Origin of the sequence: Enterobacter sp. ECC-219, from assembly GCF_043966805.1 — a bacterium.
Lineage (GTDB): Bacteria > Pseudomonadota > Gammaproteobacteria > Enterobacterales > Enterobacteriaceae > Enterobacter > Enterobacter cloacae_N.
This window is the reverse complement of record NZ_CP143680.1, coordinates 2,830,658-2,850,541: the sequence shown is the minus strand read 5'-3', so window position 1 is coordinate 2,850,541 and position 19,884 is coordinate 2,830,658. Positions and strand designations below refer to the sequence as shown.

General features: G+C 54.8%; 20 protein-coding genes. 9 read left to right on the top strand and 11 right to left on the bottom strand.

The window, feature by feature from the left end; all coding sequences use genetic code 11:
• Nucleotides 1-33: 33 nt before the first annotated feature.
• Nucleotides 34-1,488: a PLP-dependent aminotransferase family protein gene (locus tag V1603_RS13565; protein ID WP_395312759.1), complete on the top strand. Its 1,455-nt coding sequence runs from the start codon at nucleotides 34-36 to the stop codon at nucleotides 1,486-1,488.
• On the opposite strand, the gene V1603_RS13560 is transcribed toward V1603_RS13565, so the two are convergent.
• Complete coding sequence (locus tag V1603_RS13560) at nucleotides 1,460-2,344, bottom strand: LysR family transcriptional regulator (protein WP_116341146.1); 885 nt, start codon at nucleotides 2,342-2,344, stop codon at nucleotides 1,460-1,462. The genes V1603_RS13565 and V1603_RS13560 overlap by 29 nt on opposite strands.
• Nucleotides 2,345-2,479: 135 nt before the next feature.
• Here V1603_RS13560 and V1603_RS13555 point away from each other — a divergent pair, with 135 nt between their 5' ends.
• Nucleotides 2,480-3,460, top strand: coding sequence for an NAD(P)H-dependent flavin oxidoreductase (locus V1603_RS13555; protein WP_395312758.1), 981 nt, complete (start codon nucleotides 2,480-2,482; stop codon nucleotides 3,458-3,460).
• 41 nt (nucleotides 3,461-3,501) lie between these two features.
• On the opposite strand, the gene V1603_RS13550 is transcribed toward V1603_RS13555, so the two are convergent.
• Nucleotides 3,502-4,557, bottom strand: coding sequence for an SDR family oxidoreductase (locus tag V1603_RS13550; RefSeq protein ID WP_192981465.1), 1,056 nt, complete (start codon nucleotides 4,555-4,557; stop codon nucleotides 3,502-3,504).
• Between the two features lie 97 nt (nucleotides 4,558-4,654).
• On the opposite strand from V1603_RS13550, the gene V1603_RS13545 reads away from it, so the two are divergent.
• Nucleotides 4,655-5,551 (top strand): LysR family transcriptional regulator, encoded by an 897-nt coding sequence (locus tag V1603_RS13545; protein ID WP_116340287.1) that lies wholly within the window; start codon nucleotides 4,655-4,657, stop codon nucleotides 5,549-5,551.
• 7 nt (nucleotides 5,552-5,558) lie between these two features.
• Here V1603_RS13545 and umuC read toward each other — a convergent pair whose 3' ends face one another.
• On the bottom strand, nucleotides 5,559-6,821 hold the full coding sequence (gene umuC, locus V1603_RS13540; protein WP_116340289.1) for a translesion error-prone DNA polymerase V subunit UmuC: 1,263 nt from the start codon (nucleotides 6,819-6,821) through the stop codon (nucleotides 5,559-5,561).
• Nucleotides 6,805-7,239 (bottom strand): translesion error-prone DNA polymerase V autoproteolytic subunit, encoded by a 435-nt coding sequence (umuD, locus tag V1603_RS13535; RefSeq protein ID WP_116340291.1) that lies wholly within the window; start codon nucleotides 7,237-7,239, stop codon nucleotides 6,805-6,807. The genes umuC and umuD overlap by 17 nt, the downstream gene beginning before the upstream one ends.
• A gap of 313 nt (nucleotides 7,240-7,552) precedes the next feature.
• Here umuD and V1603_RS13530 point away from each other — a divergent pair, with 313 nt between their 5' ends.
• Nucleotides 7,553-7,753 carry a hypothetical protein gene (locus V1603_RS13530; RefSeq protein WP_028012954.1) on the top strand — a complete coding sequence of 67 codons (201 nt, stop codon included), beginning with the start codon at nucleotides 7,553-7,555 and terminating at the stop codon, nucleotides 7,751-7,753.
• Nucleotides 7,754-7,799: 46 nt separating this feature from the next.
• On the opposite strand, the gene V1603_RS13525 is transcribed toward V1603_RS13530, so the two are convergent.
• Nucleotides 7,800-8,666 (bottom strand): aldo/keto reductase family oxidoreductase, encoded by an 867-nt coding sequence (locus tag V1603_RS13525; protein ID WP_028012953.1) that lies wholly within the window; start codon nucleotides 8,664-8,666, stop codon nucleotides 7,800-7,802.
• A 144-nt stretch (nucleotides 8,667-8,810) separates the two neighbouring features.
• On the opposite strand from V1603_RS13525, the gene V1603_RS13520 reads away from it, so the two are divergent.
• Nucleotides 8,811-10,472 carry a methyl-accepting chemotaxis protein gene (locus V1603_RS13520; protein ID WP_116340293.1) on the top strand — a complete coding sequence of 554 codons (1,662 nt, stop codon included), beginning with the start codon at nucleotides 8,811-8,813 and terminating at the stop codon, nucleotides 10,470-10,472.
• A gap of 27 nt (nucleotides 10,473-10,499) precedes the next feature.
• Here the strand turns inward: V1603_RS13520 and smrA are convergent, their stop codons facing one another.
• From smrA to V1603_RS13500, 4 genes are all read right to left on the bottom strand, one after another.
• Complete coding sequence (gene smrA / locus V1603_RS13515) at nucleotides 10,500-11,063, bottom strand: DNA endonuclease SmrA (RefSeq protein WP_192981477.1); 564 nt, start codon at nucleotides 11,061-11,063, stop codon at nucleotides 10,500-10,502.
• Nucleotides 11,064-11,429: 366 nt separating this feature from the next.
• Complete coding sequence (locus V1603_RS13510; RefSeq protein ID WP_395313983.1) at nucleotides 11,430-12,944, bottom strand: glucosyltransferase domain-containing protein; 1,515 nt, start codon at nucleotides 12,942-12,944, stop codon at nucleotides 11,430-11,432.
• Nucleotides 12,928-13,866 carry a glycosyltransferase family 2 protein gene (locus V1603_RS13505; protein WP_269837395.1) on the bottom strand — a complete coding sequence of 313 codons (939 nt, stop codon included), beginning with the start codon at nucleotides 13,864-13,866 and terminating at the stop codon, nucleotides 12,928-12,930. The genes V1603_RS13510 and V1603_RS13505 overlap by 17 nt, the downstream gene beginning before the upstream one ends.
• A gap of 2 nt (nucleotides 13,867-13,868) precedes the next feature.
• Nucleotides 13,869-14,234: a GtrA family protein gene (locus V1603_RS13500; protein ID WP_395312757.1), complete on the bottom strand. Its 366-nt coding sequence runs from the start codon at nucleotides 14,232-14,234 to the stop codon at nucleotides 13,869-13,871.
• Nucleotides 14,235-14,402: 168 nt separating this feature from the next.
• Here V1603_RS13500 and ogt point away from each other — a divergent pair, with 168 nt between their 5' ends.
• From ogt to uspE, 4 genes are all read left to right on the top strand, one after another.
• Entirely contained in the window at nucleotides 14,403-14,918 is a 516-nt protein-coding gene (ogt, locus tag V1603_RS13495; RefSeq protein ID WP_233002432.1) for a methylated-DNA--[protein]-cysteine S-methyltransferase, read from the top strand.
• 183 nt (nucleotides 14,919-15,101) lie between these two features.
• Nucleotides 15,102-15,854: a fumarate/nitrate reduction transcriptional regulator Fnr gene (fnr, locus tag V1603_RS13490; RefSeq protein ID WP_006174991.1), complete on the top strand. Its 753-nt coding sequence runs from the start codon at nucleotides 15,102-15,104 to the stop codon at nucleotides 15,852-15,854.
• Nucleotides 15,855-16,000: 146 nt separating this feature from the next.
• The gene (locus V1603_RS13485) at nucleotides 16,001-16,183 is read left to right on the top strand and encodes a hypothetical protein (protein ID WP_014883604.1); all 183 of its coding nucleotides are present in this window, start codon (nucleotides 16,001-16,003) and stop codon (nucleotides 16,181-16,183) included.
• 109 nt (nucleotides 16,184-16,292) lie between these two features.
• Nucleotides 16,293-17,243 carry a universal stress protein UspE gene (gene uspE / locus V1603_RS13480; protein ID WP_028012944.1) on the top strand — a complete coding sequence of 317 codons (951 nt, stop codon included), beginning with the start codon at nucleotides 16,293-16,295 and terminating at the stop codon, nucleotides 17,241-17,243.
• 39 nt (nucleotides 17,244-17,282) lie between these two features.
• Here uspE and V1603_RS13475 read toward each other — a convergent pair whose 3' ends face one another.
• Complete coding sequence (locus tag V1603_RS13475) at nucleotides 17,283-18,386, bottom strand: mechanosensitive ion channel family protein (RefSeq protein ID WP_395312756.1); 1,104 nt, start codon at nucleotides 18,384-18,386, stop codon at nucleotides 17,283-17,285.
• A 106-nt stretch (nucleotides 18,387-18,492) separates the two neighbouring features.
• Nucleotides 18,493-19,881, bottom strand: a complete 1,389-nt coding sequence (pntB, locus tag V1603_RS13470) for a Re/Si-specific NAD(P)(+) transhydrogenase subunit beta (RefSeq protein WP_163329070.1) — start codon at nucleotides 19,879-19,881, stop codon at nucleotides 18,493-18,495.
• Nucleotides 19,882-19,884: the final 3 nt, after the last annotated feature.

Genomic DNA, 19,884 nt, shown 5'->3' with positions numbered 1-19,884 from the left:
AGTTTTATCGAAAATTAGCCTGAACAGATCCCCATGTCCGCCCCGTCCCAGTCGTCCCCACACTATCGCCGAATTGCTGAGATGCTGCGCCTCACGCTGACCTCTGGCGCGCTGCGCGCCGGTGACAGGATGATCTCCGCACGTAAACTGGCCGAGCGCGAGCACGTTAGCCTTCCGACGGCGCTGGAGGCCCTTCGCTGCCTTGAGGCTGAAGGGCTGATTGTTGCGCGCCCGCGTTCAGGTTATTACATCCGCCAGACCAGCCTGCCTCCGCGCGTGGAGCCCGCACGTTCCTCACCTGGCCCGGTCCCCGTCACCATGTCCGCCGTGGCCCGGTCGCTGTTCAGCAGTGCAGAAGCCAGGCTGATCCCGCTGGGCGCCGCCCTGCCCGATCCCGCGTGGCTGCCGGGAGATGCACTGCAGCGGGCGCTGCACTCTGCGGGTCGTCGTCTGGACGCGCATGGACAGAGCTACAGCCTGCCTCCGGGAAGAGGGGATTTGCGAAGTAAGATTGCCGCGCGTTCTGCACAGTGGGGAGCCCGGTTCGGCGCAGACGATCTGATTATTACCGCGGGTGCGACGCAGGCGCTGCGCCTGGCCCTTCGGGCCGTGTGTCAGCCAGGTGATGTCGTGGCGATTGAGCAGCCCGCCTACTTTGGCACGCTCCTGCTGCTGGAGGATTTAGGCCTGAAGGCCTTAGCTATCCCCACCGACCCTGTCGAAGGCCTGCTGCTGAAACCGCTGGCGGACGCCATTCGCTGCCACCGCCCTGCTGCCGTTCTGGCCTCGCCCACCGTGCAAAACCCGTTGGGTGCCAGCATGCCCGTCGCGCGCAAGCAGGAACTGGTTGCCCTGCTTGAAGAGGCAGAAATTCCTTTGATTGAGGATGATGTTTACGGTGACCTGGTCGGCGAGGGGCAACGTCCTCCGGCCTGCAAGGCGTTCGACCAGAGCGGGAATGTGATTTACTGCAGTTCCCTGTCAAAAACGCTTGCGCCGGGCTGGCGAATCGGCTGGATTGCCGCCGGACGCTACCACCCGCAGGTCTTACAGGCCCGCATGGCCGGAGACTGGGCCGGCACGCCGCTGCTGGAAGCCGCAACCAGCGAGATGCTGGCAAGCGGCGACTACGATCGCCATCTCCGGAGGCTAAAGCGCCGGGTCGCAGAGGGGATCCACGCCGTTGTCGCGCGGGTCGAGGCCAGCTTCCCACCCGGCACGCGCGTTAGCGTACCCGCAGCCGGTTTCCTGCTGTGGGTAGAACTGCCTCAGCAGGTCAGTGCGCTAGAGGTGCACCGTCGTGCGCTGGCGCTGGGCATCGGCGTCAGCCCTGGCCCCCTGTTTTCCCCGAGATCAGAGTTAACGCATTTTCTGCGGCTGAACTGCGCAAACGAACCCACGCCCCGCCTGCTGAACGCCGTGGACCAGATTGGCGCGCTGTGTCACGAGCTGGCCGCTTTCACACCAGACTCTCCAGCCACTCGGTAAAGACCCGCACCTTGCGGGAGAGGTGACGGTGTGGATAGAGCAGCGACAGCTTGCGGTCCGGCGAGCGATAGTCTGGCAAGACTTCAACCAGAAGACCGCGGTCAATGTAAGGCTGGAGAAAAAGATTCATCCCCTGCATTAACCCCAGCCCGGCAAGGCCAGCCGCAATGTAGGCTTCGGAGTTATCCACGACAAGCTTACCGGGCAGGGTAATCTCCGCGATGCCTTCCGGCGTGGTAAACGTCCACGGCTGAATGTGTCTGCTGCGGTTATTAATCCAGTTGATGGCCTGATGTTTGCGTAAATCATCCGGCGTTTCTGGCGTACCGTGTTTTGCCAGCCAGGCCGGGCTGGCGCAGGTCGTGATGTTGATGTTCCCGATTTTACGCGCGATATACTCGCCGTCCTCCAGCTCTCCCACCCGCAGCACGCAGTCAAGACCGTCCCTGAGCATATCCCGACGGCGGTCAGAGCTGCTCAGAATGATGTCGATTTCAGGATGCTGCCGATAAAAATCAGGCAGATTAGGGATCACCCGCAGCGTTGCAAAAGAGACCGGCATATCCACACGCAGCTGACCGTGTATTGCCCGGTCCGTACCAAACGACTCCAGTAATTCGTCCGCCTGCGCCAGCAGAGGTTTACTCCGGCGATAAAACGCATCGCCATCCGGCGTCAGACTGATTCGACGCGTTGTTCGCTGCAGCAAACGCGTGCCGCTGTGCTGCTCCAGAAGCTGTAACGCTTTGGTGACCGCCGGGCGATGGACCTGCAGATTTTCCGCAGCCTGGGTCAGGCTCCCCGACTCGACAATTTCAATAAAAATTCGAATAGCTTCAAAGAGGTTTATTTGCATAAGGGATGCTTTTGCCGCGATCAGAATAACGTTATTGTTATTAATTTTATAACAGTGATGAATTTTTTTAGCTATTTTTCCTAACAATCCTGCGCCCTACACTCTTCCCCATTCAAACGTAAGGGAGAGTCTGCTATGAAAAATAACCGTATTTGTCAGATCCTGGGTATCGAAAAACCTGTTATTCAGGGGCCGTTATCCTGGCTCACGGATGCCCGCCTGGTCGCCGCGGTCAGCAATGCCGGCGGGCTCGGCGTGCTGGGGCCCAATGCCGGTTTAACCGCCGACACGGCGGTCTCCACGCCGGAAGAGACCGCCGAAAAAATGCGCGAAGAAATTCGTAAAACCAAACGGCTGACCGAAAAACCGTTTGGCGTGAACCTGATCCCCACGGCCGTTAATGACGTCTGGACTGGGCCTATTCTTCAGGTGGTGAAAGAGGAAGGCGTCAGGGCCGTGGTGTATACGGGCTACGGGGAAGGCAGCATTATTCCCGCGCTGTTCAGCGAGTTAAAAGAGGCGGGTATCGCCATTATCTACCGCGACATCAATCCAACGCCGGAGAACACCCGCCTCGCAGAAGAAATGGGGGCTGACATTATTGTTGCTACCGGTTTTGATGAGGGCGGAACGTTACCCGCAACGGTGCTTGGCACCTTTTCCATCGTGCCGCTGATTGCCGATGCCGTGAAGCACATCCCGTTGATGGCCGCGGGCGGCATTACCGATAATCGCACCGCCAGAGCGGCCCATGCATTAGGCGCGGAAGGCGTGTTTGCCGGGTCGGTCTTTATCAGCACGGAAGAAAGCCGCGTGCCGCAGGGAGTCAAAGAGAAAATTGTTGCTGCCAACGGTCTCGATTTGCTGCTTTTCCGCACCGTGCCCCATTACTACCGCGCGCTTCCCGGCAAGCTGGCGGAAAAACTGGCGTCGATGGATAAAGCAGGCGCAAGCAACGAAGCGCTGGGCAAGGCGATGGGAGGATTACGGGGTCTGCGCCTGGGCATGCTGGAAGATAATACCGATGAAGGCTATATCGCGCTCGGCACGGGGATTGGGAACATCCGCAGCGTGAAAAGCGTGGCCGAGGTTGTTAATGCCTTAACGGTTGAGTAAATCCCCCGGCGTCCAGGCTTGCACCTGGACGCCCAGATTTATCAGGGAATAATCCGCGCCGCTCTCAACTGCGCGAACAGGCTGAAAAACATCTCATCCGTCGCCTGCATCCGCGTGAAGCCCGACCGCCGCAGCTTGCTCCCGTCACCAAACATGTCGTAGTTCCAGCTGAAGACGAAATCGGCAAACTGCCCATCGCTCAGCTGCAAAATATCCGCTTCCACCAGCCCTTCCCCGGCAAGATCGCGCCATACGCCGCGATAGTCCGTAAACAGCTGGTGAAACGACAACCTCACCGGCGGCGCAGAGTCCAGTTCAAACCAGCGGGCAATGCGCGGCCACAGCTCGCTCCAGCGCCAGATATCGCCATTATTCACGTTGAACGCCTGATTCTGTGCCGCCGGTGACGTAGCCGCCCACAGCGTGGCCTCCGCCAGCAGTCCGGCATCGGTGTAATCCACAATGCTGTGCCAGGTCTGTTCCGAACCGGGAAAACGCAGTGGTAACCCCAGCGCCTTACACAAAGAGGCATACAGAGCGATACTCAGCGCAAGGTTCATGGTATTACCGGGCACCGCACTGCCCACCACGCCCGGCCGAATGGCATTCCAGTGCCAGCGTTTCCCCTGCTGAAACTGGCTGAGCCACGCGAGCTGCGCGGCGTTAAATTCGGCACCGGGCACGCCAGGATCGCTTTCGCGAGCCGGAGTTTTAAACGGCCCCAGGTGTGCGCCATACACTTTGTAACCCTGCATCAGGCTGACCGTCTGCAAAGGTGCCGTTTTTTCGAGGGTGCTGACCAGGTTACGCAGCATAGTGACGTTCGGCTCAACCATCTCTGTCCAGTTCGCGGCGTTCACCCAGGCGCTGTAAAAGAGATGGGTAACCCTGCTCAGCGATTGCAGCGCCCGCGCGCTGTCCTTAGCATCCAGCAAATCGACGTTCACCACTGGAATACCGTCAGGATGGGATAACGCCTGACGGCTCAGGCCGATCGCTTCCCATCCATTGTGCAGAAGCGTTTTAACAAGCTGTCTGCCGACAATTCCGCTCGCGCCCGCGACCAGGGCGACATTTTGTTGCTGCATCTTATCCATCGTGTTTCTCCAGAAAGGGTGACAGATGCAGTGTCATATATTATTTTTTTAGTGAATATCCCCTCCATCCGATAGCACTTATCAGAAAAACCATTAAATGAATAATAAGCTCAACGCCATTTCCACCTTTCTTTGCGTCGCGGACGCAGGCTCTTTTTCTGCCGCAGCCCGTCGGAGCGGGATGAAGCAGTCCGCCGTCAGCCAGCAGATCGCCGCCCTTGAACAAGAACTGGGCGTGGTGTTACTGCACCGAACAACGCGTGCAATGAAGCTGACCGAACAGGGAGAACGTTACCGCCGCGACATGCAGCTGCTGCTGGACGCCATGCGGGAAGCGGAGGGACGGCTGGCGCCGGTCGATCATCAATTTCAGGGAAGCGTTCATGTCCAGCTGCCGAGCGGCCTGGGGCAGATCGTCTTGCCACATCTACTGGAGCTGCAGCGCCTGCATCCAGAATTACATCTCAGGCTTTCTCTTGATGACCGCCTTGCAGACCTGGTGACGGAGGGCGTGGACGTCGCGATTAGGCTGGGCAGTGAGCCCCCGCAGGCGCATGCGGCCCGCGTGCTGGCGCGTATTGAAAGCGCGCTGTTCGCCGCCCCCGGCTTTCAGGCGGTGCACGACGTTAGCGAGCTGACCACGCTGCCCCACGTGCGCTTTAGCGGCATCCCGCTGGATGCCCCCCTGCGGCTCATCACGGATGAAAAAGCGATCGAAGTAAAAGTGAATACCGTTTTCCGCGCCAACACCAGCGACGCGCTGCTACGGGCGCTGGAGGCAGGCATCGGTATCGGCGGTATGCAGCGACCGCTTGCGGCCAGGGCGCTGAAAACCGGCACGCTGGTGCCGGTATTGCCCGACTGGCGGTTGCCCGATCGCGTCCTCTATGCCGTCTATCCTGACGCCCGCTTTATTCCGCAACGCGTGCGAAGCGTCGTCGGCGTGATTGAGCAATTGCTGATTGAGATCGCAGAGCACGCCCCCGCAAAATAACCGCATCCTACCGCGCCACCGGTAAATCCGCGTACCGCGTCGTATAAGCCGGCGACAGCATCTCACGCTTCATCGCCCAGGATTTCTCAATTCCCTGCCCGGCAAACCATATCTTCCCTTTGCCGGAGTGATTCAGGCTGTCGATCGTCTCCATCAGCGCCGCGCTGTTGGCGCTCGGGCGGTTATCGTCAAACAAGTTAAGCTGAGCGACGCCGCTGCTGAAAAAGTCCGCCAGCATGACCCCGGCTTTCATATAGCGATACCCGTCAAGCCAGATACGCCCCAGCGCCTCCGTGGCGGCGCGGATGATATCGCGCGAGTCATTGGTGGGCGTCATCAGGGTGACGGAAGCCTGATTGCCGTAATAAATTTCGTTGTCCGCGTGCGGGCTGGTGCGTACAAACACGCTGATAAAACGACAGTATTGATGCTCGCCGCGCAGTTTCTCTGCTGCGCGTTCCGCATAGGCGCAAATGGCCTGGTGCATCTCCTCGTACTGCGTAATACGGTGTCCAAACGAGCGGCTACAGATAATTTGCTGCTTCGTAGGGGTAAACTCTTCCAGATCGAGGCAGGGCTCACCGCGAAGCTCGCGTGCCGTGCGCTCCATAACCACGTTAAAATGTTTGCGGATGACCCAGGATGACGCTTCCGCCAGCTCCAGCGCCGTGGTAATCCCCATCGCGTTGAGCTTTTTCGTGATGCGTCGTCCTACTCCCCACACCTCCTCCACCGGAACCTTTGCCAGCAGCTTACGCTGCCGTTCACGATCCGAGAGATCGACCACGCCCCCGGTGGCTGACCACCGCTTCGCCGCATAGTTGGCCAGCTTCGCCAGCGTTTTGGTCGGCGCAATCCCGACGCCAACGGTTAAGCCTGTGTTTTTGAAGACCTGCGTACGCATCTGATGACCGAATGCTTCCAGCGACAGGCAGTTGCTGACACCCGAAACGTTCACAAATGCTTCATCAATGGAGTAGATCTCAATGGCCGGCGCGAGATCGGTCAGCGTTTGCATCACCCGGCTGCTGAGGTCGGCATACAGCGCATAGTTCGAGCTAAAGACGTAAACCCGCGACGGATAACCCTTCTCTTTGAATTTAAAATAGGGTTCCCCCATTTTTATGCCGAACTGCTTTGCCTCTCGCGACAGCGAAATAATGCAGCCGTCGTTATTGGACACCACCACGATGGGTTTACCCACCAGATCGGGGCGAAACACCCTCTCGCAGGAGGCATAGAAACTATTCACATCAACCAGCGCGAACATGTTTATGCGTTTTAAGCGTATGAGTGACGACACCGAAGATTTGCAGCTCCTCTTCGGACTGAAAGGCGATCGGCTGATAGCGGGCATTACGCGGCAACAGTCTCAGAACCGGACGGGTCTGTAGCTCTTTCACCGTGAACTCACCGGCGACCGACGCCACAACGATATCCCCATGTTCAGCATTCAACGAACGGTCGACCACCAGCAGATCGCCGTCGCTAATCCCCGCGTCGATCATGGAGTCCCCGCTCACTTTGATAAAGTAAGTCGCACTGGGGTGCCTGACTGCCAGCCGGTTAAGATCGAGACGATCCTCCACATAATCCTGCGCAGGGCTTGGGAAGCCACAGGCAACGCGCTCAAGATAGAGAGGTAATTCAATAGGTTGTTTTGGATGATAAGAAAAGAGAGTGTCCATAAATGCCTTTCCCGCCAGATACTGTATATAAACACAGTATTACGGATTACGGCACAGGATCAAGGTCATTTCCGACAAAGACCGCAAACGCCTTGAAGTTTGAGCGGATTTAATTCAGCCATCTCTTGTGCGGGCGGTCGCAGATGGGTTAAACGCAAGTCATAAGAAAGTCACAAACAAACACTTTAAAATCACTTAAAGTGAAAAACGAAAGATCACCAAATTACTACACAAACACTATCAATTGACTTTTATATAAGAGTGACGCATATTTTAGGGCACGAATTATCAAGACTTTTGGAGGACGTTTTCTATGCCAGCCCGTGACTATCCCGACAAGCGAGTTGCCCGCGGTTTAGCAAAGGAGGCCGATCTCAGGATGTTGAGCGCCCGCATTGAGCCTGATTTGATGGAATACATCAGAATCACCGCCTTTGAGACGCGTAAAAGCAAGCAGGAGATTGTGGCAGAAGCGTTAGCGCTTCACAGACAGAAAAGTCAATGCGGAGTCTGATCGGGCAAAGTCTGGAAGTGTCCTTCCGGCTTTGCCCATGCCGTGATTAACCCATCAGAGCATTCAGTTTTTCAAGTGCTTCAGGCGGCAATTGCACCTCTCCCGCCGCAAGGTTTTGCCGCAGATGCGCCACGGATGAAGTACCGGGGATCAGCAGGATGTTCGGCGACCGTTGCAACAGCCATGCCAGCGCAACCTGCATCGCCGTTGCGCCCAGGGAATCCGCGACGGCCTGCAGGCCGGTAGACTGCAGTGGCGTAAAGCCTCCCAGTGGGAAGAACGGCACATACGCAATCCCCTGCTGTGCCAGTAAATCTACCAGCGCATCATCGCCGCGGTTCACAATGTTGTACATGTTCTGCACGCAGACGACCTGCACCATCTTCCGCGCTTCCGCCACCTGCGTGGCCGTGACGTTGCTCAGGCCAATGTGGCGCACCAGGCCTTGCTGCTGTAATTCTGCGAGGGTGGAAAGCGGTTCAGCAATCGATCCCTCCGCAGGGCCGTGTGCGCTAAACATGATCCGCAGATTCACCACGTCCAGCACATCCAGCTTCAGATTACGCAGGTTGTCATGCACCGCCTGAGTCAGTTCCTGCGCGGAAAAAGCGGGCAGCCAGGCCCCTTTGTCATCACGGCGGGCGCCGATCTTGGTGACGAGGGTGAGATCGTCCCGGTAAGGATGAAGCGCCTCGCGGATCAGCTGGTTCGTCACATGCGGACCATAAAAATCGCTGGTATCAATATGGTTCACGCCCGCCGCCACGGCTTCGCGCAGCACGTCCAACGCGGCTTGTTTATCCTTCGGCGGGCCAAACACGCCCGGCCCGGCAAGCTGCATCGCCCCGTAGCCCAGTCGTTTAACCGTTCGCGTTCCGAGCGCGTACGTCCCGCTTTTATCAATGCTGCTCATATTAACCTTCCTCATCAAAATGATCCGGATTTACAACAGGTTCCTGACCGAAGCCCTAAGTTAAGCGCGAGTTAAATTAAAGTTTAAATTCTATACGACGATAGTATTGGTGTACCTCTGCATCTTTTCTAACGGACGACCGCTATGCTGAAAAATCTGCACGTGATTACCGGAATTATCTTTGCCCTCACCATATTCTGTCTGCTGCAAGTTGTCACGGGAGGGTTGTTCTACTCTGCCGTCAGCAACGATCGCCATAACTTCCAGAACTCCGGCGTGCTGAATGCCCAGCAGGAAAGCCTGAGCGACAGCGTGAACACGCTGGTGAAAACGCGTGTCACCGTCACCCGCGTGGCAATTCGCTACCTGAAAAACCAGCGCGATCCGGCATCCCTTGCCGCAATTAACAAACTGCTCGGCACCGCAGGCGACTCTCTGGCTAAAGCGGAAACCTATAACAAAGAATGGCAGAAAATGCCGCAGGTTAACGGCCAGAATGCGGCGTTAACCGACGAGATGCAGAAATCCTGGAATCAGATGCATGAAGTGATGCGTTTGTCGATTGAGTATCTGCGTGCCGACAACTATCAGGCCTATGGCGATCTGGACGCTCAGCAGGCTCAGGACGATATGGAAGCGGTCTACAACCGCTGGCGCGCCGAAAACAACACGCTGCTGAAAGCGGCAACCGAAGAGAACCAGAGCAGCTTCACCCAGATGCAGTGGACGCTGGCAGCTATTTTCCTGGCCGTTATTGCCGTTCTGGTGGTGATCTGGCAGGGTTTACAGCACCTGCTGTTAAAACCGCTCAACGCCATCATGAACCATATTCGCGCCATTGCAGGAGGCGACCTGACGCAGAATATCGCCCTCTCTGGCCGCAATGAAATGGGTCAGTTGGCCGCCGGCCTGCATGAGATGCAGCAATCGCTGGTAACCACCGTCAGCGCCGTGCGCGGCAGCACCGATTCCATCTACACCGGCGCGGGTGAAATTGCCGCAGGGAGCAACGATCTCTCCGCCCGCACCGAAGAGCAGGCTGCCTCGCTCGAAGAAACTGCCGCCAGCATGGAAGAGCTGACCGCGACGGTTAAACAGAACTCCGATAACGCCCGTCAGGCGACGTTGCTGGCGAAGAACGCCTCTGAAACAGCGGCTCGCGGCGGCCACGTCGTGGATAACGTGGTTCGCACCATGAACGAAATTGCCAACAGTTCGCAGCAAATCGCCCATATTACCGGCGTGATTGACAGCATTGCGTTCCAGACCAACATTCTGGCGCTTAACGCCGCGGTGGAAGCCGCGCGCGCCGGCGAGCAAGGCCGCGGTTTTGCGGTTGTCGCCGGTGAAGTCCGTACGCTGGCCAGCCGCAGCGCGCAGGCGGCGAAAGAGATTAAAGGGCTTATCGAGAACTCCGTCAGCCGGGTGAACACCGGTTCTGAGCAGGTCAGCGAGGCTGGCACCACCATGAAGGAGATTGTCGCCGCCGTCACCCGCGTGACCGATATCATGGGCGAGATTTCGTCCGCGTCCGACGAGCAGAGCCGCGGTATTGAGCAGGTGAGCCTCGCCGTGTCGCAGATGGACAGCGTGACGCAGCAAAACGCCGCGCTGGTGCAGCAGTCCGCCACGGCGGCAGCGGCGCTGGAAGACCAGTCCGAACAGCTGCGCCAGGCCGTGGCCGCGTTTCGCCTGAACGGTAAAGTCAACGCCACCGCCCCGCGCCCGGCCAACGTTAAAACGCCGCAGCTGCTGCGTCCGGCAACGGCAACCGCCACCCCCGACAGTAACTGGGAAACGTTTTAAGCCTCAGGCGGGCGAAGATACCGCCCGCTAGCGGCTGCGCTTGGCGTGCCGCTCCCAGTTGTCCTGTTTTGCTTCATCGGATTTTCGCAGGGAAACATAGCATGCCCCGCTGCCGCCGTGATGCGGCAGCGCCACGCAGAAAGCCTGCACTTCCTCGAACTCGGTTAACCAGCGAGCAAGATAGCTGCGCACCACATTAGGGTGCGAATTCTGCTCGCGCCCTTTCCCGTGAATGACGATCAGGTTACGTAGTCCGTCACGACCCGCCTGGCGAATAAAGGAATACAGCATCTGGCGGCAGCGTTCAGCGGGCTGGCGCAACAGATTCAGGCTGGCCTGTCGGGAGTATTTACCCGAACGCAGCTTATCAATAACGCCCTGCTGAACGCCTTCGCGCTGAAAAGCCAGCGGCTCGTCAAGGGGCAATAGCTCAAGGAAACCCAGGGTCAGAAAGTTGTCGAGCTGTTCGGTATCGATGTCCTGGCGAGCCCGGGTATTACGGCTTTGCTGCCAGTGGATATCGGTGCAGCGCTTCAGGGGCTGGACATCCTCCATGGCGTCAAGAAAAAGAGATTTGTCGTCAGGGTTCATGGAAATCCTCCGGCTACATCTGAGAGACGTACTATACCCATAGAGGATAACGGGCTCAATGACAAACGGATACATGGAGAAGAGCGGTTTAATTACCGGGGAAGCCATATTTTAAAAGCGCTAAACATATTTGCGGAATGATTATCTTTAACAAGGCTTAACTAAAATTTTACGACACTTAAAATTCAAATTTAAGTTAAAATTTTGTGAATTCAATCAGTAAACACGCTGTCATTTTCCGGCGCGTATGCTATATATAAAAAACCTGCTGTAAGGGAAAAAAGCAAAGTGGGCTTGCGAAAGGAAGCACTGCTGTGTGTTCATGGGCCTGACGATGTCGGCAGGCCCAGTTTTTTTCGCTGCTATTTATAACGATTTATTGCATGCTGTTTTGTCAAAGTCAACGTAGCGTACATCCCCCTTGACATACATGGTAAATTCTTGCCTGACCAGTTTGTCTTTCCACTGACAGAAAGAACCATCATTTTTTACTTTTTTGATAAGTATATCTCTATTGTATAACTGCGCCTGGCGAGTTGGCCAGATACTGGCATTTAAAATAAAGGTATTGTGCAAAATATATTTTGTATAGGGGAAATTAGCGCGAACGTTGCTCGCCTGACGTAGCCAGACACGATCTTTCGCGTAATATGGTGCAACCAAAAATATTTTCTCAGGCAATGTATCATTGACCGGGTAGTTTAAAATTACGTCAAGCAACCGATCTTCATACTGATATTGTGCCAGAATAGCGCCGGTAATCGCCGCATTCAGGCTTGCCATCAACGTAAAGAAAATTACCCAGCCCGCGCAAAGATATTTAAGCATTATCTTCGGCAGATAAAGCAATGGGAAGAACCAAATAAGCATCACGAACTGGTTCCCCGCCATCGCCCTTCCCGCATAAAGAGGAGCACGCAACAGTGCCTGGGGTAGCAACGCCATCAGCAGTCCAAGCACGCAGGTTAACAAATAGATCGTTAGACAGAGCCATCTGTTACGCTGAATACGCGTTGCCGCCACGATCACACCCGCGATGGAAAACATAAATAATATGATGAGAACCACTCCGGCCGTACCGTAAAATGGCGAAAAAAACACATCCAGAAGATACCGGAGATGAGTAGAAACCTGCGCAGGGAAAATAATACTCAGCGTCAGCATTTTGCTGTGAATTAATACGTACTCCCTTAGCGGCAGCAGCAGAATAAATACTTTATACGTAACAAATCCAGCAAATAACGTAATGATGACATTCCCGGCGTGCTGCCGCGTGGCAAGACTTAAGGTTCCGGTGTCAAAAAACTCTTTTAACAGAAAAACCGCGATAATCAAAAACGGGGCAACCAGGAAAAGCTGATAAAAACAGAGAGAAAGAAAATAGCAGCCATAGAAGAACAGATAGCCGCGCCAGTTACGTTTACCAATAAATGGAAGCGCAGTCAGAAGCAATGCGGCTCCCATTGACACTGAGTCAAAGCTGTACTGGATACAATGAATAAACCAGGGAGAGAAGACGACCGTCAGGCAGACCAGAAAACCGCTCCATGTCGCTTCCTTGATGATTCTTTGATAGACAATCCACGCTACGCTCGCCACGCACATAGCGCTAATGAGTTTGGTTAACGGTGCAAGGTTAATAGCCACAACGTCGGTTGAACGACCGATCCACCCGGAGAGCAAGCGAATGAGGATTTCCGCGGCCGGACGACCGCTGTCAGCATATTCACCTAAACCTGTGAATTCGTACCTGCCGTAACCTAATGCATTACGCCCAATATCATCATTGAACAGATAGGTTTGGCTCAGAGCGGGGAAAAAATAAATAAAAGCACAAAGTGCGAATAACCCCAACATTGCCGCATTATTTTTTAACATCATCACACCCTTCACTTCCTTGCTTAAGAATATAACGCGGGCGACCTTTTACCTCGATAAAAATCCTGCCGATATATTCACCCAGTACACCAATACTGACTAGCTGCACGCCGCCAATAAATAAAATCGCCACCATTAATGATGGATAGCCTGGGACATCATTTCCCCAGATGAGTTTATCGATAATCATCCATAGAGCGTAAGTCATAGAAAGGGTGGCGATAAAAAAACCCAGGTAAGTCCATAGCTGGAGCGGAAAAATGGAAAATGAGGTAATGCCTTCCACCGCCAGCCTCCATAATTTCCAACCGTTGAATTTGCTGATCCCCGTACGGCGGGGATCACGGGAATAAGCCACAACCGTGGTTTTTCCTCCTGTCCACGAAAGCAAGCCTTTCATAAAAAGCGTTCTTTCTGGTAATTGAAGAATCGCGTTTACCGTCTCACGTGACAGGAGCCTGAAATCGCCAACGTTCTCCACAATGCCTGGTGAGCTAATTTGATTATGTGCTCGATAAAACCACTGTGCCGTTTTTCGTTTTAGCCAGGTATCACAACGGCGATCGATGCGCTGGGCAAGCACGGTATCAAACCCGTCCTGCCAGCGCGAAATAAGCGCAGGTATGACGTGAACAGGATCCTGTAAATCTACATCAACAGGGATCACCGCGTCGCCCGTTGCCGCCCGCAACCCGGCCAACAGTGCAGCCTCTTTGCCAAAGTTACGGCTAAACTCGACAAGACGAACGCTGCCGGGAAACGTTTCCCGACGGATCGCCTGGACAGTATTATCGCGACTACCGTCGTCGACAAAAATCAGTTCAAGCGAGTAATGAGCCAGGAGGGGCTCGCATCGCAGCGCGTTGAAAAACAGTGGAATAGCCTGTTCCTCATTAAAAACGGGAATCACAAGTGAGATAACCATATTCAATCCCTGAATATAAAACATTTAGAAAGTAAAAAGCCGAGCACCATGCTGACAGAAGAGAACGTGAGTAACGTGAATAAAGCGGGAAATCCGGCAACCTCCGCCAGCTTGCCCGTCAACCACGCCAGACACGCCATCGCCATGACAAAAAGCAGATATTTATGTAAGGTCCGTTTTTTTTTGAACGTCCAGGTAGCGTTAGCAACAAAACTAAATGATGCCGCAACAAAAAAAGCAGTTACGTTAGCCAGGCTTTGCGAAAATGAAAATAAAAAAAAGGTCAGGAGAAATACAGCGGTATGAATAGCGGTATTCAGCACACCGACGGAGACAAACCGAGTGAATAAATATAAGGACGCACGCATAATTAATCCCAGACACAATTATCCATAGTATATGCTAACGCCTTCGGAAATTATTCCTCCTGCATGTAAATATAATCTGAAAAACTACTCCTCTTGTTCACACGCAACATCTTGAACATCCCGAAATTTCCCGACATGATAATGGCTTTGGTTATTCAGGTATCGCTTATGCTAACGCTATTGCAGGAATTGATCCCCACGCCGCTGGGGCCGCTATGGGTCATATGTGATGAACAGTACCGCTTAAGAGCTGTAGAGTGGCAAGAGCACAGCGATCGCATGGAGGTGCTGCTCGCCATCCATTACAGTAAAGAAGGCTATCAGCGCCGGAATGCGGTTAACCCCGGGGGGTTGTGCGATAAGCTCAGCGCCTATTTCGAAGGCGATCTCAGCATCATTGACACTCTGCCAACCGCCACAGCAGGCACGCCTTTTCAGCGGGAAGTGTGGCAGGCGCTGCGGTCGATTCCGTGCGGGCAGGTCATGCATTACGGTCAGCTCGCGGAGCAGCTAGGCCGCGCGGGTGCCGCACGCGCGGTGGGTGCCGCGAACGGCTCTAACCCGGTCAGCATTGTGGTGCCCTGCCATCGCGTCATTGGCCGCAACGGTACCATGACAGGCTATGCCGGCGGCGTGCAGCGAAAAGAATGGCTGCTGCGTCACGAAGGGTATCTCTTGCTCTAGATCCCAGGCTTTTTGTGCTTAATTTTCTTCCGGTTAGGCTAAAAATCCATAATCAAGCTGTGGAATTTCAAGAAGATGGCGACACAATGTCGCCACTTGTCCTTATTGAGGGTTTGTCAGGCTTACGTACTTACCAAAAAGATGTTAAAATTGACCAATATCAATTAAGGCTTGAGCAAACCTATGATCCCGGAAAAGCGAATTATACGACGCATTCAGTCTGGCGGTTGTGCTATCCATTGCCAGGATTGCAGCATCAGCCAGCTCTGTATCCCGTTTACCCTGAATGAGCATGAACTCGATCAGCTTGATAACATCATCGAGCGCAAAAAGCCTATTCAGAAAGGGCAGACGCTGTTTAAAGCGGGAGACGAACTGAAATCGCTCTATGCAATCCGTTCTGGCACCATCAAGAGCTACACCATCACCGAACAGGGTGACGAGCAGATCACCGGCTTCCATCTGGCTGGCGATCTGGTGGGCTTTGATGCCATTGGCACTGGCCACCACCCGAGCTTTGCTCAGGCACTCGAAACCTCGATGGTTTGCGAAATCCCGTTTGAAACCCTGGACGATCTGTCCGGCAAGATGCCTAATCTGCGTCAGCAGATGATGCGTCTGATGAGCGGTGAGATTAAAGGCGATCAGGACATGATTCTGCTGCTTTCCAAAAAGAATGCAGAAGAGCGCCTGGCCGCGTTTATCTATAACCTCTCCCGCCGCTTCGCCGAGCGCGGTTTCTCGCCGCGTGAGTTCCGTCTGACCATGACCCGTGGCGATATCGGTAACTACCTGGGCCTGACCGTGGAAACCATCAGCCGTCTGCTGGGCCGTTTCCAGAAAAGCGGTATGCTGGCCGTTAAGGGTAAATACATCACTATCGAAAACGGTGAAGCGCTGGCCGTTCTTGCCGGGCACGCCCGCAACGTGGCATAACTCTCCGCATGCTGATAACCAGACTGATAAATTCACGTGATTTATTGGTCTGGTATAATCGCCCCCGTTTCAAGACATTTTCACCGTAGCACGTCCCTACACAGCGCCTGAAAGGTTGTCGTTGAGGTTATGAATTGAGAGAAAGTTTGTTTTTCGTTTCAGTCGTGATTGCCTCTGTGACCTTTATCTTCATCTGGATCATGCTTGTCGGCCCAATGAAGGGGGAGGAAAAAACCTACGTTCAGGATTCCACGACCTTTGCGATAGCGGTAATGGTGCTGCTGTTCATTGCGTTTATCGCGGTGACAACCACCGTACTTTTCCTCTGATAAATTTTCATGAATTATTGATCTGGCAAAAGCTCCCCTCTGTTTCATTCAGGATATATAGGTTACTCTTTTAATTACAGACTGTGGTGACAGTAGTAAGGAGACCTGTATGGCAAAGTATCAAAACATGCTGGTGGCTATCGATCCGAATCAGGACGATCAGCCGGCATTACGACGTGCTGTGTATTTACATCAACGGATTGGTGGCAAAATCAAAGCGTTTTTGCCCATCTATGACTTCTCGTATGAGATGACCACCCTTCTGTCGCCTGACGAGCGCACCGCTATGCGTCAGGGCGTCATCAGCCAGCGTACCGCGTGGATCCGTGAACAGGCGAAGTATTACCTGGAAGCGGGTGTGCCTATTGATATTAAAGTGGTCTGGCATAACCGACCTTTTGAAGCCATTATCCAGGAAGTGGTTGCCGGCGGGCACGACCTGCTGCTGAAGATGGCGCACCAGCACGACAAGCTGGAATCCGTGATCTTCACCCCGACCGACTGGCATTTGCTGCGTAAATGCCCTTGCCCGGTCTGGATGGTGAAAGACCAGCCGTGGCCTGAAGGCGGGAAAGCCGTTGTGGCGGTGAACCTTGCGAGCGAAGAGGATTATCACAATTCGCTCAACGAGAAGCTGGTGAAGGAGACCATCCAGCTTGCTGACCAGGTCAACCACACCGAAGTGCATCTGGTGGGTGCCTATCCGGTTACCCCGATCAATATCGCCATCGAGCTGCCGGAATTTGACCCTAGCGTCTATAACGACGCCATCCGCGGCCAGCATCTGCTGGCGATGAAAGCGCTGCGCCAGAAGTTCAGCATAGACGAAAACATGACGCACGTGGAAAAAGGGCTGCCTGAAGAGGTGATCCCGGATTTAGCCGAGCATCTGCAGGCCGGGATTGTGGTCCTGGGAACCATTGGCCGGACCGGTATTTCTGCCGCTTTCCTCGGCAATACTGCCGAACAGGTGATCGACCATCTGCGCTGCGACCTGCTGGTCATTAAGCCGGATGAGTATCAGACGCCGATTGAGCTGGACGACCCGGAAGACGATTAACGTAATTTAAAAGCCCGCCGGAGCGGCGGGCTTTTCTCATCAACTCTCCATTACCGGCTGTTCACCTGACTCATCCTGCATCCACGGCGCGTGCAATACCATGCTGGGCAGCGCCAGCTTAATCTCCTGGGCGTTCAGCCCTTCAAGAATACGGATATTGATCTCCTGCTGGATGTCCATGTATTTGTTGTAATCCGCAGTATTAACAATATGGACGACTTCAAACGTCAGGCGGTCGCGGTCGAATCCGAGAAAATGGGCGCGATCGAATTTTGTCTCACCGACATCGGTAATGATCTGCCTGACCATATCCCCCACGTAGCGGAGCTTATCGGGCGGCGTGTCGCTGGCAACGCCAAAGGTAAAGACGATGCGGCGCGTCTGCATGCGTTTGTAGTTGTGAAGCGTCTGCTGAAGCAAAATGGCATTGCCGCAGACGATCTGCTCTCCGCTCAGGCTGCGGATACGGGTCGTTTTCAGGCCAATGTGCTCTACCGTCCCCGCCACGTCGTTGAACACCACGAAATCGCCAATTTCGAACGGTTTATCAAAGCCGATAGAAAGCGAGGCAAACACGTCGCTCAGAATCGTTTGTACGGCAAGGGCAATGGCAATACCCCCTACCCCAAGGCTGGCAACCAGAGCAGTGATGTTGACGCCCGCGTTAGCAAGGATAGACAGCAGCATCACTGACCAGACGATGGCACGGAGAATAAGCCCCGTGATCACCAGCGTAACCGGGTTTTTATGGCTTCCCGGCGCCAGCATGACGTGACGAAGCCACGACACGACCCCCTGATCCATCCACAGCGCTACCTGGATGGCGAAGACCAGGAACCAGGCGTGGCTGACGGTGCCAAAAAGATGATCGGGCAGGTCAACGAAACGCAGGCTGAGGAGCAGTGCCACCACAAACAGCAGGAAGCGGCTGGTGCGGTTAAGCATATCCGTCAGGATAAAACGCATCCGGTTGGTGGCCGGGTGCTTGTCGCCCCAGGTGGTGATGCCTTTCTTAACGAACGCGATCAGGCGCGTCAGCAGCCAGTACACCAGCAGCGTCACAAAGACAACCGTGGCGGCGCCTATCCAGAATGTCGGCGTCATCATCAACGCGATGAAGTCGAAGCGGGACAGAAATTGCATTACACCTCCTCGTATTACACAAAGGGTAAAGTATAGACAGAGGAGAAAAGCTGACCGCAGAAATAAGAAAACCGCCCCGAAGGGCGGTTTGTCAGGAGAAAGCGAATTACAGCGCTTTCAGAATCGCATCCACGCTGGCCTTGGCGTCGCCAAACAGCATGTGGGTGTTCTCTTTGAAGAACAGCGGGTTCTGTACCCCGGCATAGCCGGTGTTCATGGAACGCTTGAAGACAATGACGTTCTGCGCCTTCCACACTTCCAGAACCGGCATCCCGGCGATTGGGCTACCCGGATCGTCCTGTGCAGCAGGGTTAACGGTGTCGTTGGCGCCAATGACCAGCACGGTGTCGGTGTCGGCGAAATCATCGTTGATCTCATCCATTTCCAGCACGATGTCGTAAGGCACTTTCGCTTCCGCCAGCAGCACGTTCATGTGGCCCGGCAGACGCCCTGCCACCGGGTGAATACCAAAGCGAACTTTGATGCCTCGCGCGCGCAGTTTCTCGGTGATTTCCGCCACCGGATACTGCGCCTGCGCCACCGCCATGCCGTAGCCCGGGGTGATGATCACGGAATGCGAGTTTTTCAGCATCTCTGCGGTATCTTCCGCAGAAATTTCACGGTGCTCACCCACTTCTTCATCCGCACTGGAAGAAGACCCATCGGTCCCGAAACCACCGGCGATAACGCTGATGAACGAGCGGTTCATCGCCTTACACATGATGTAAGACAGGATCGCACCGGAAGAACCCACCAGCGCACCGGTGACGATCAGCAGGTCGTTGCTCAGCATAAAGCCCGCAGCCGCCGCTGCCCAACCGGAGTAGGAGTTCAGCATTGAGACAACCACCGGCATATCCGCTCCGCCGATGGACGCCACCAGATGCCAGCCGAACGCCAGCGCGATGATGGTCATCACCAGCAACGCCAGCACCTGCAGGCCCACGCTTTCGGTACGCACGAAGACCACCAGCAGCACAAACGACACCACCAGCGCCGCCAGGTTCAGCTTGTGACGGTTAGGCAGCATCAGCGGTTTAGAAGAGATCTTACCGCGCAGCTTGCCGAACGCCACGATAGAACCGGTGAAGGTCACTGCACCGATGAAGATGCCGAGGAACACTTCGGTCAGATGAATGTTGACCAGAATCGGTTCCATGCCCGGTTCGTGATACAGGTAGCTGTTGAAGCCCACCAGCACCGCCGCCAGCCCCACGAAGCTGTGCAGAATCGCCACCAGCTCAGGCATCTCGGTCATTTCAACGCGCTTCGCCAGGCGAATACCAATCGCGCCGCCGATGATCATCGCCACCAGGATCCACGCCACGTTGCCGGTATCCGGCCCGAAGATGGTGGCTATCAGCGCAATCGCCATCCCGGCGATACCAAAGTTATTTCCCTGCTGAGACGTTTCGTGTTTGGAAAGCCCCGCCAGACTGAAAATAAACAGGATTGCAGCAACAATGTATGCGGCTGTGACTAATCCTCCAGACATATG

What these genes read in the sequence shown, in the direction of transcription:
- V1603_RS13565 (WP_395312759.1), top strand. Translation starts at nt 34, where the DNA reads ATGTCCGCCCCGTCCCAGTCGTCCCCACACTATCGCCGAATTGCTGAG.
- V1603_RS13560 (WP_116341146.1), bottom strand. Translation starts at nt 2,344, where the DNA reads ATGCAAATAAACCTCTTTGAAGCTATTCGAATTTTTATTGAAATTGTC.
- V1603_RS13555 (WP_395312758.1), top strand. Translation starts at nt 2,480, where the DNA reads ATGAAAAATAACCGTATTTGTCAGATCCTGGGTATCGAAAAACCTGTT.
- V1603_RS13550 (WP_192981465.1), bottom strand. Translation starts at nt 4,557, where the DNA reads ATGGATAAGATGCAGCAACAAAATGTCGCCCTGGTCGCGGGCGCGAGC.
- V1603_RS13545 (WP_116340287.1), top strand. Translation starts at nt 4,655, where the DNA reads ATGAATAATAAGCTCAACGCCATTTCCACCTTTCTTTGCGTCGCGGAC.
- umuC (WP_116340289.1), bottom strand. Translation starts at nt 6,821, where the DNA reads ATGTTCGCGCTGGTTGATGTGAATAGTTTCTATGCCTCCTGCGAGAGG.
- umuD (WP_116340291.1), bottom strand. Translation starts at nt 7,239, where the DNA reads ATGGACACTCTCTTTTCTTATCATCCAAAACAACCTATTGAATTACCT.
- V1603_RS13530 (WP_028012954.1), top strand. Translation starts at nt 7,553, where the DNA reads ATGCCAGCCCGTGACTATCCCGACAAGCGAGTTGCCCGCGGTTTAGCA.
- V1603_RS13525 (WP_028012953.1), bottom strand. Translation starts at nt 8,666, where the DNA reads ATGAGCAGCATTGATAAAAGCGGGACGTACGCGCTCGGAACGCGAACG.
- V1603_RS13520 (WP_116340293.1), top strand. Translation starts at nt 8,811, where the DNA reads ATGCTGAAAAATCTGCACGTGATTACCGGAATTATCTTTGCCCTCACC.
- smrA (WP_192981477.1), bottom strand. Translation starts at nt 11,063, where the DNA reads ATGAACCCTGACGACAAATCTCTTTTTCTTGACGCCATGGAGGATGTC.
- V1603_RS13510 (WP_395313983.1), bottom strand. Translation starts at nt 12,944, where the DNA reads ATGATGTTAAAAAATAATGCGGCAATGTTGGGGTTATTCGCACTTTGT.
- V1603_RS13505 (WP_269837395.1), bottom strand. Translation starts at nt 13,866, where the DNA reads ATGGTTATCTCACTTGTGATTCCCGTTTTTAATGAGGAACAGGCTATT.
- V1603_RS13500 (WP_395312757.1), bottom strand. Translation starts at nt 14,234, where the DNA reads ATGCGTGCGTCCTTATATTTATTCACTCGGTTTGTCTCCGTCGGTGTG.
- ogt (WP_233002432.1), top strand. Translation starts at nt 14,403, where the DNA reads ATGCTAACGCTATTGCAGGAATTGATCCCCACGCCGCTGGGGCCGCTA.
- fnr (WP_006174991.1), top strand. Translation starts at nt 15,102, where the DNA reads ATGATCCCGGAAAAGCGAATTATACGACGCATTCAGTCTGGCGGTTGT.
- uspE (WP_028012944.1), top strand. Translation starts at nt 16,293, where the DNA reads ATGGCAAAGTATCAAAACATGCTGGTGGCTATCGATCCGAATCAGGAC.
- V1603_RS13475 (WP_395312756.1), bottom strand. Translation starts at nt 18,386, where the DNA reads ATGCAATTTCTGTCCCGCTTCGACTTCATCGCGTTGATGATGACGCCG.
- pntB (WP_163329070.1), bottom strand. Translation starts at nt 19,881, where the DNA reads ATGTCTGGAGGATTAGTCACAGCCGCATACATTGTTGCTGCAATCCTG.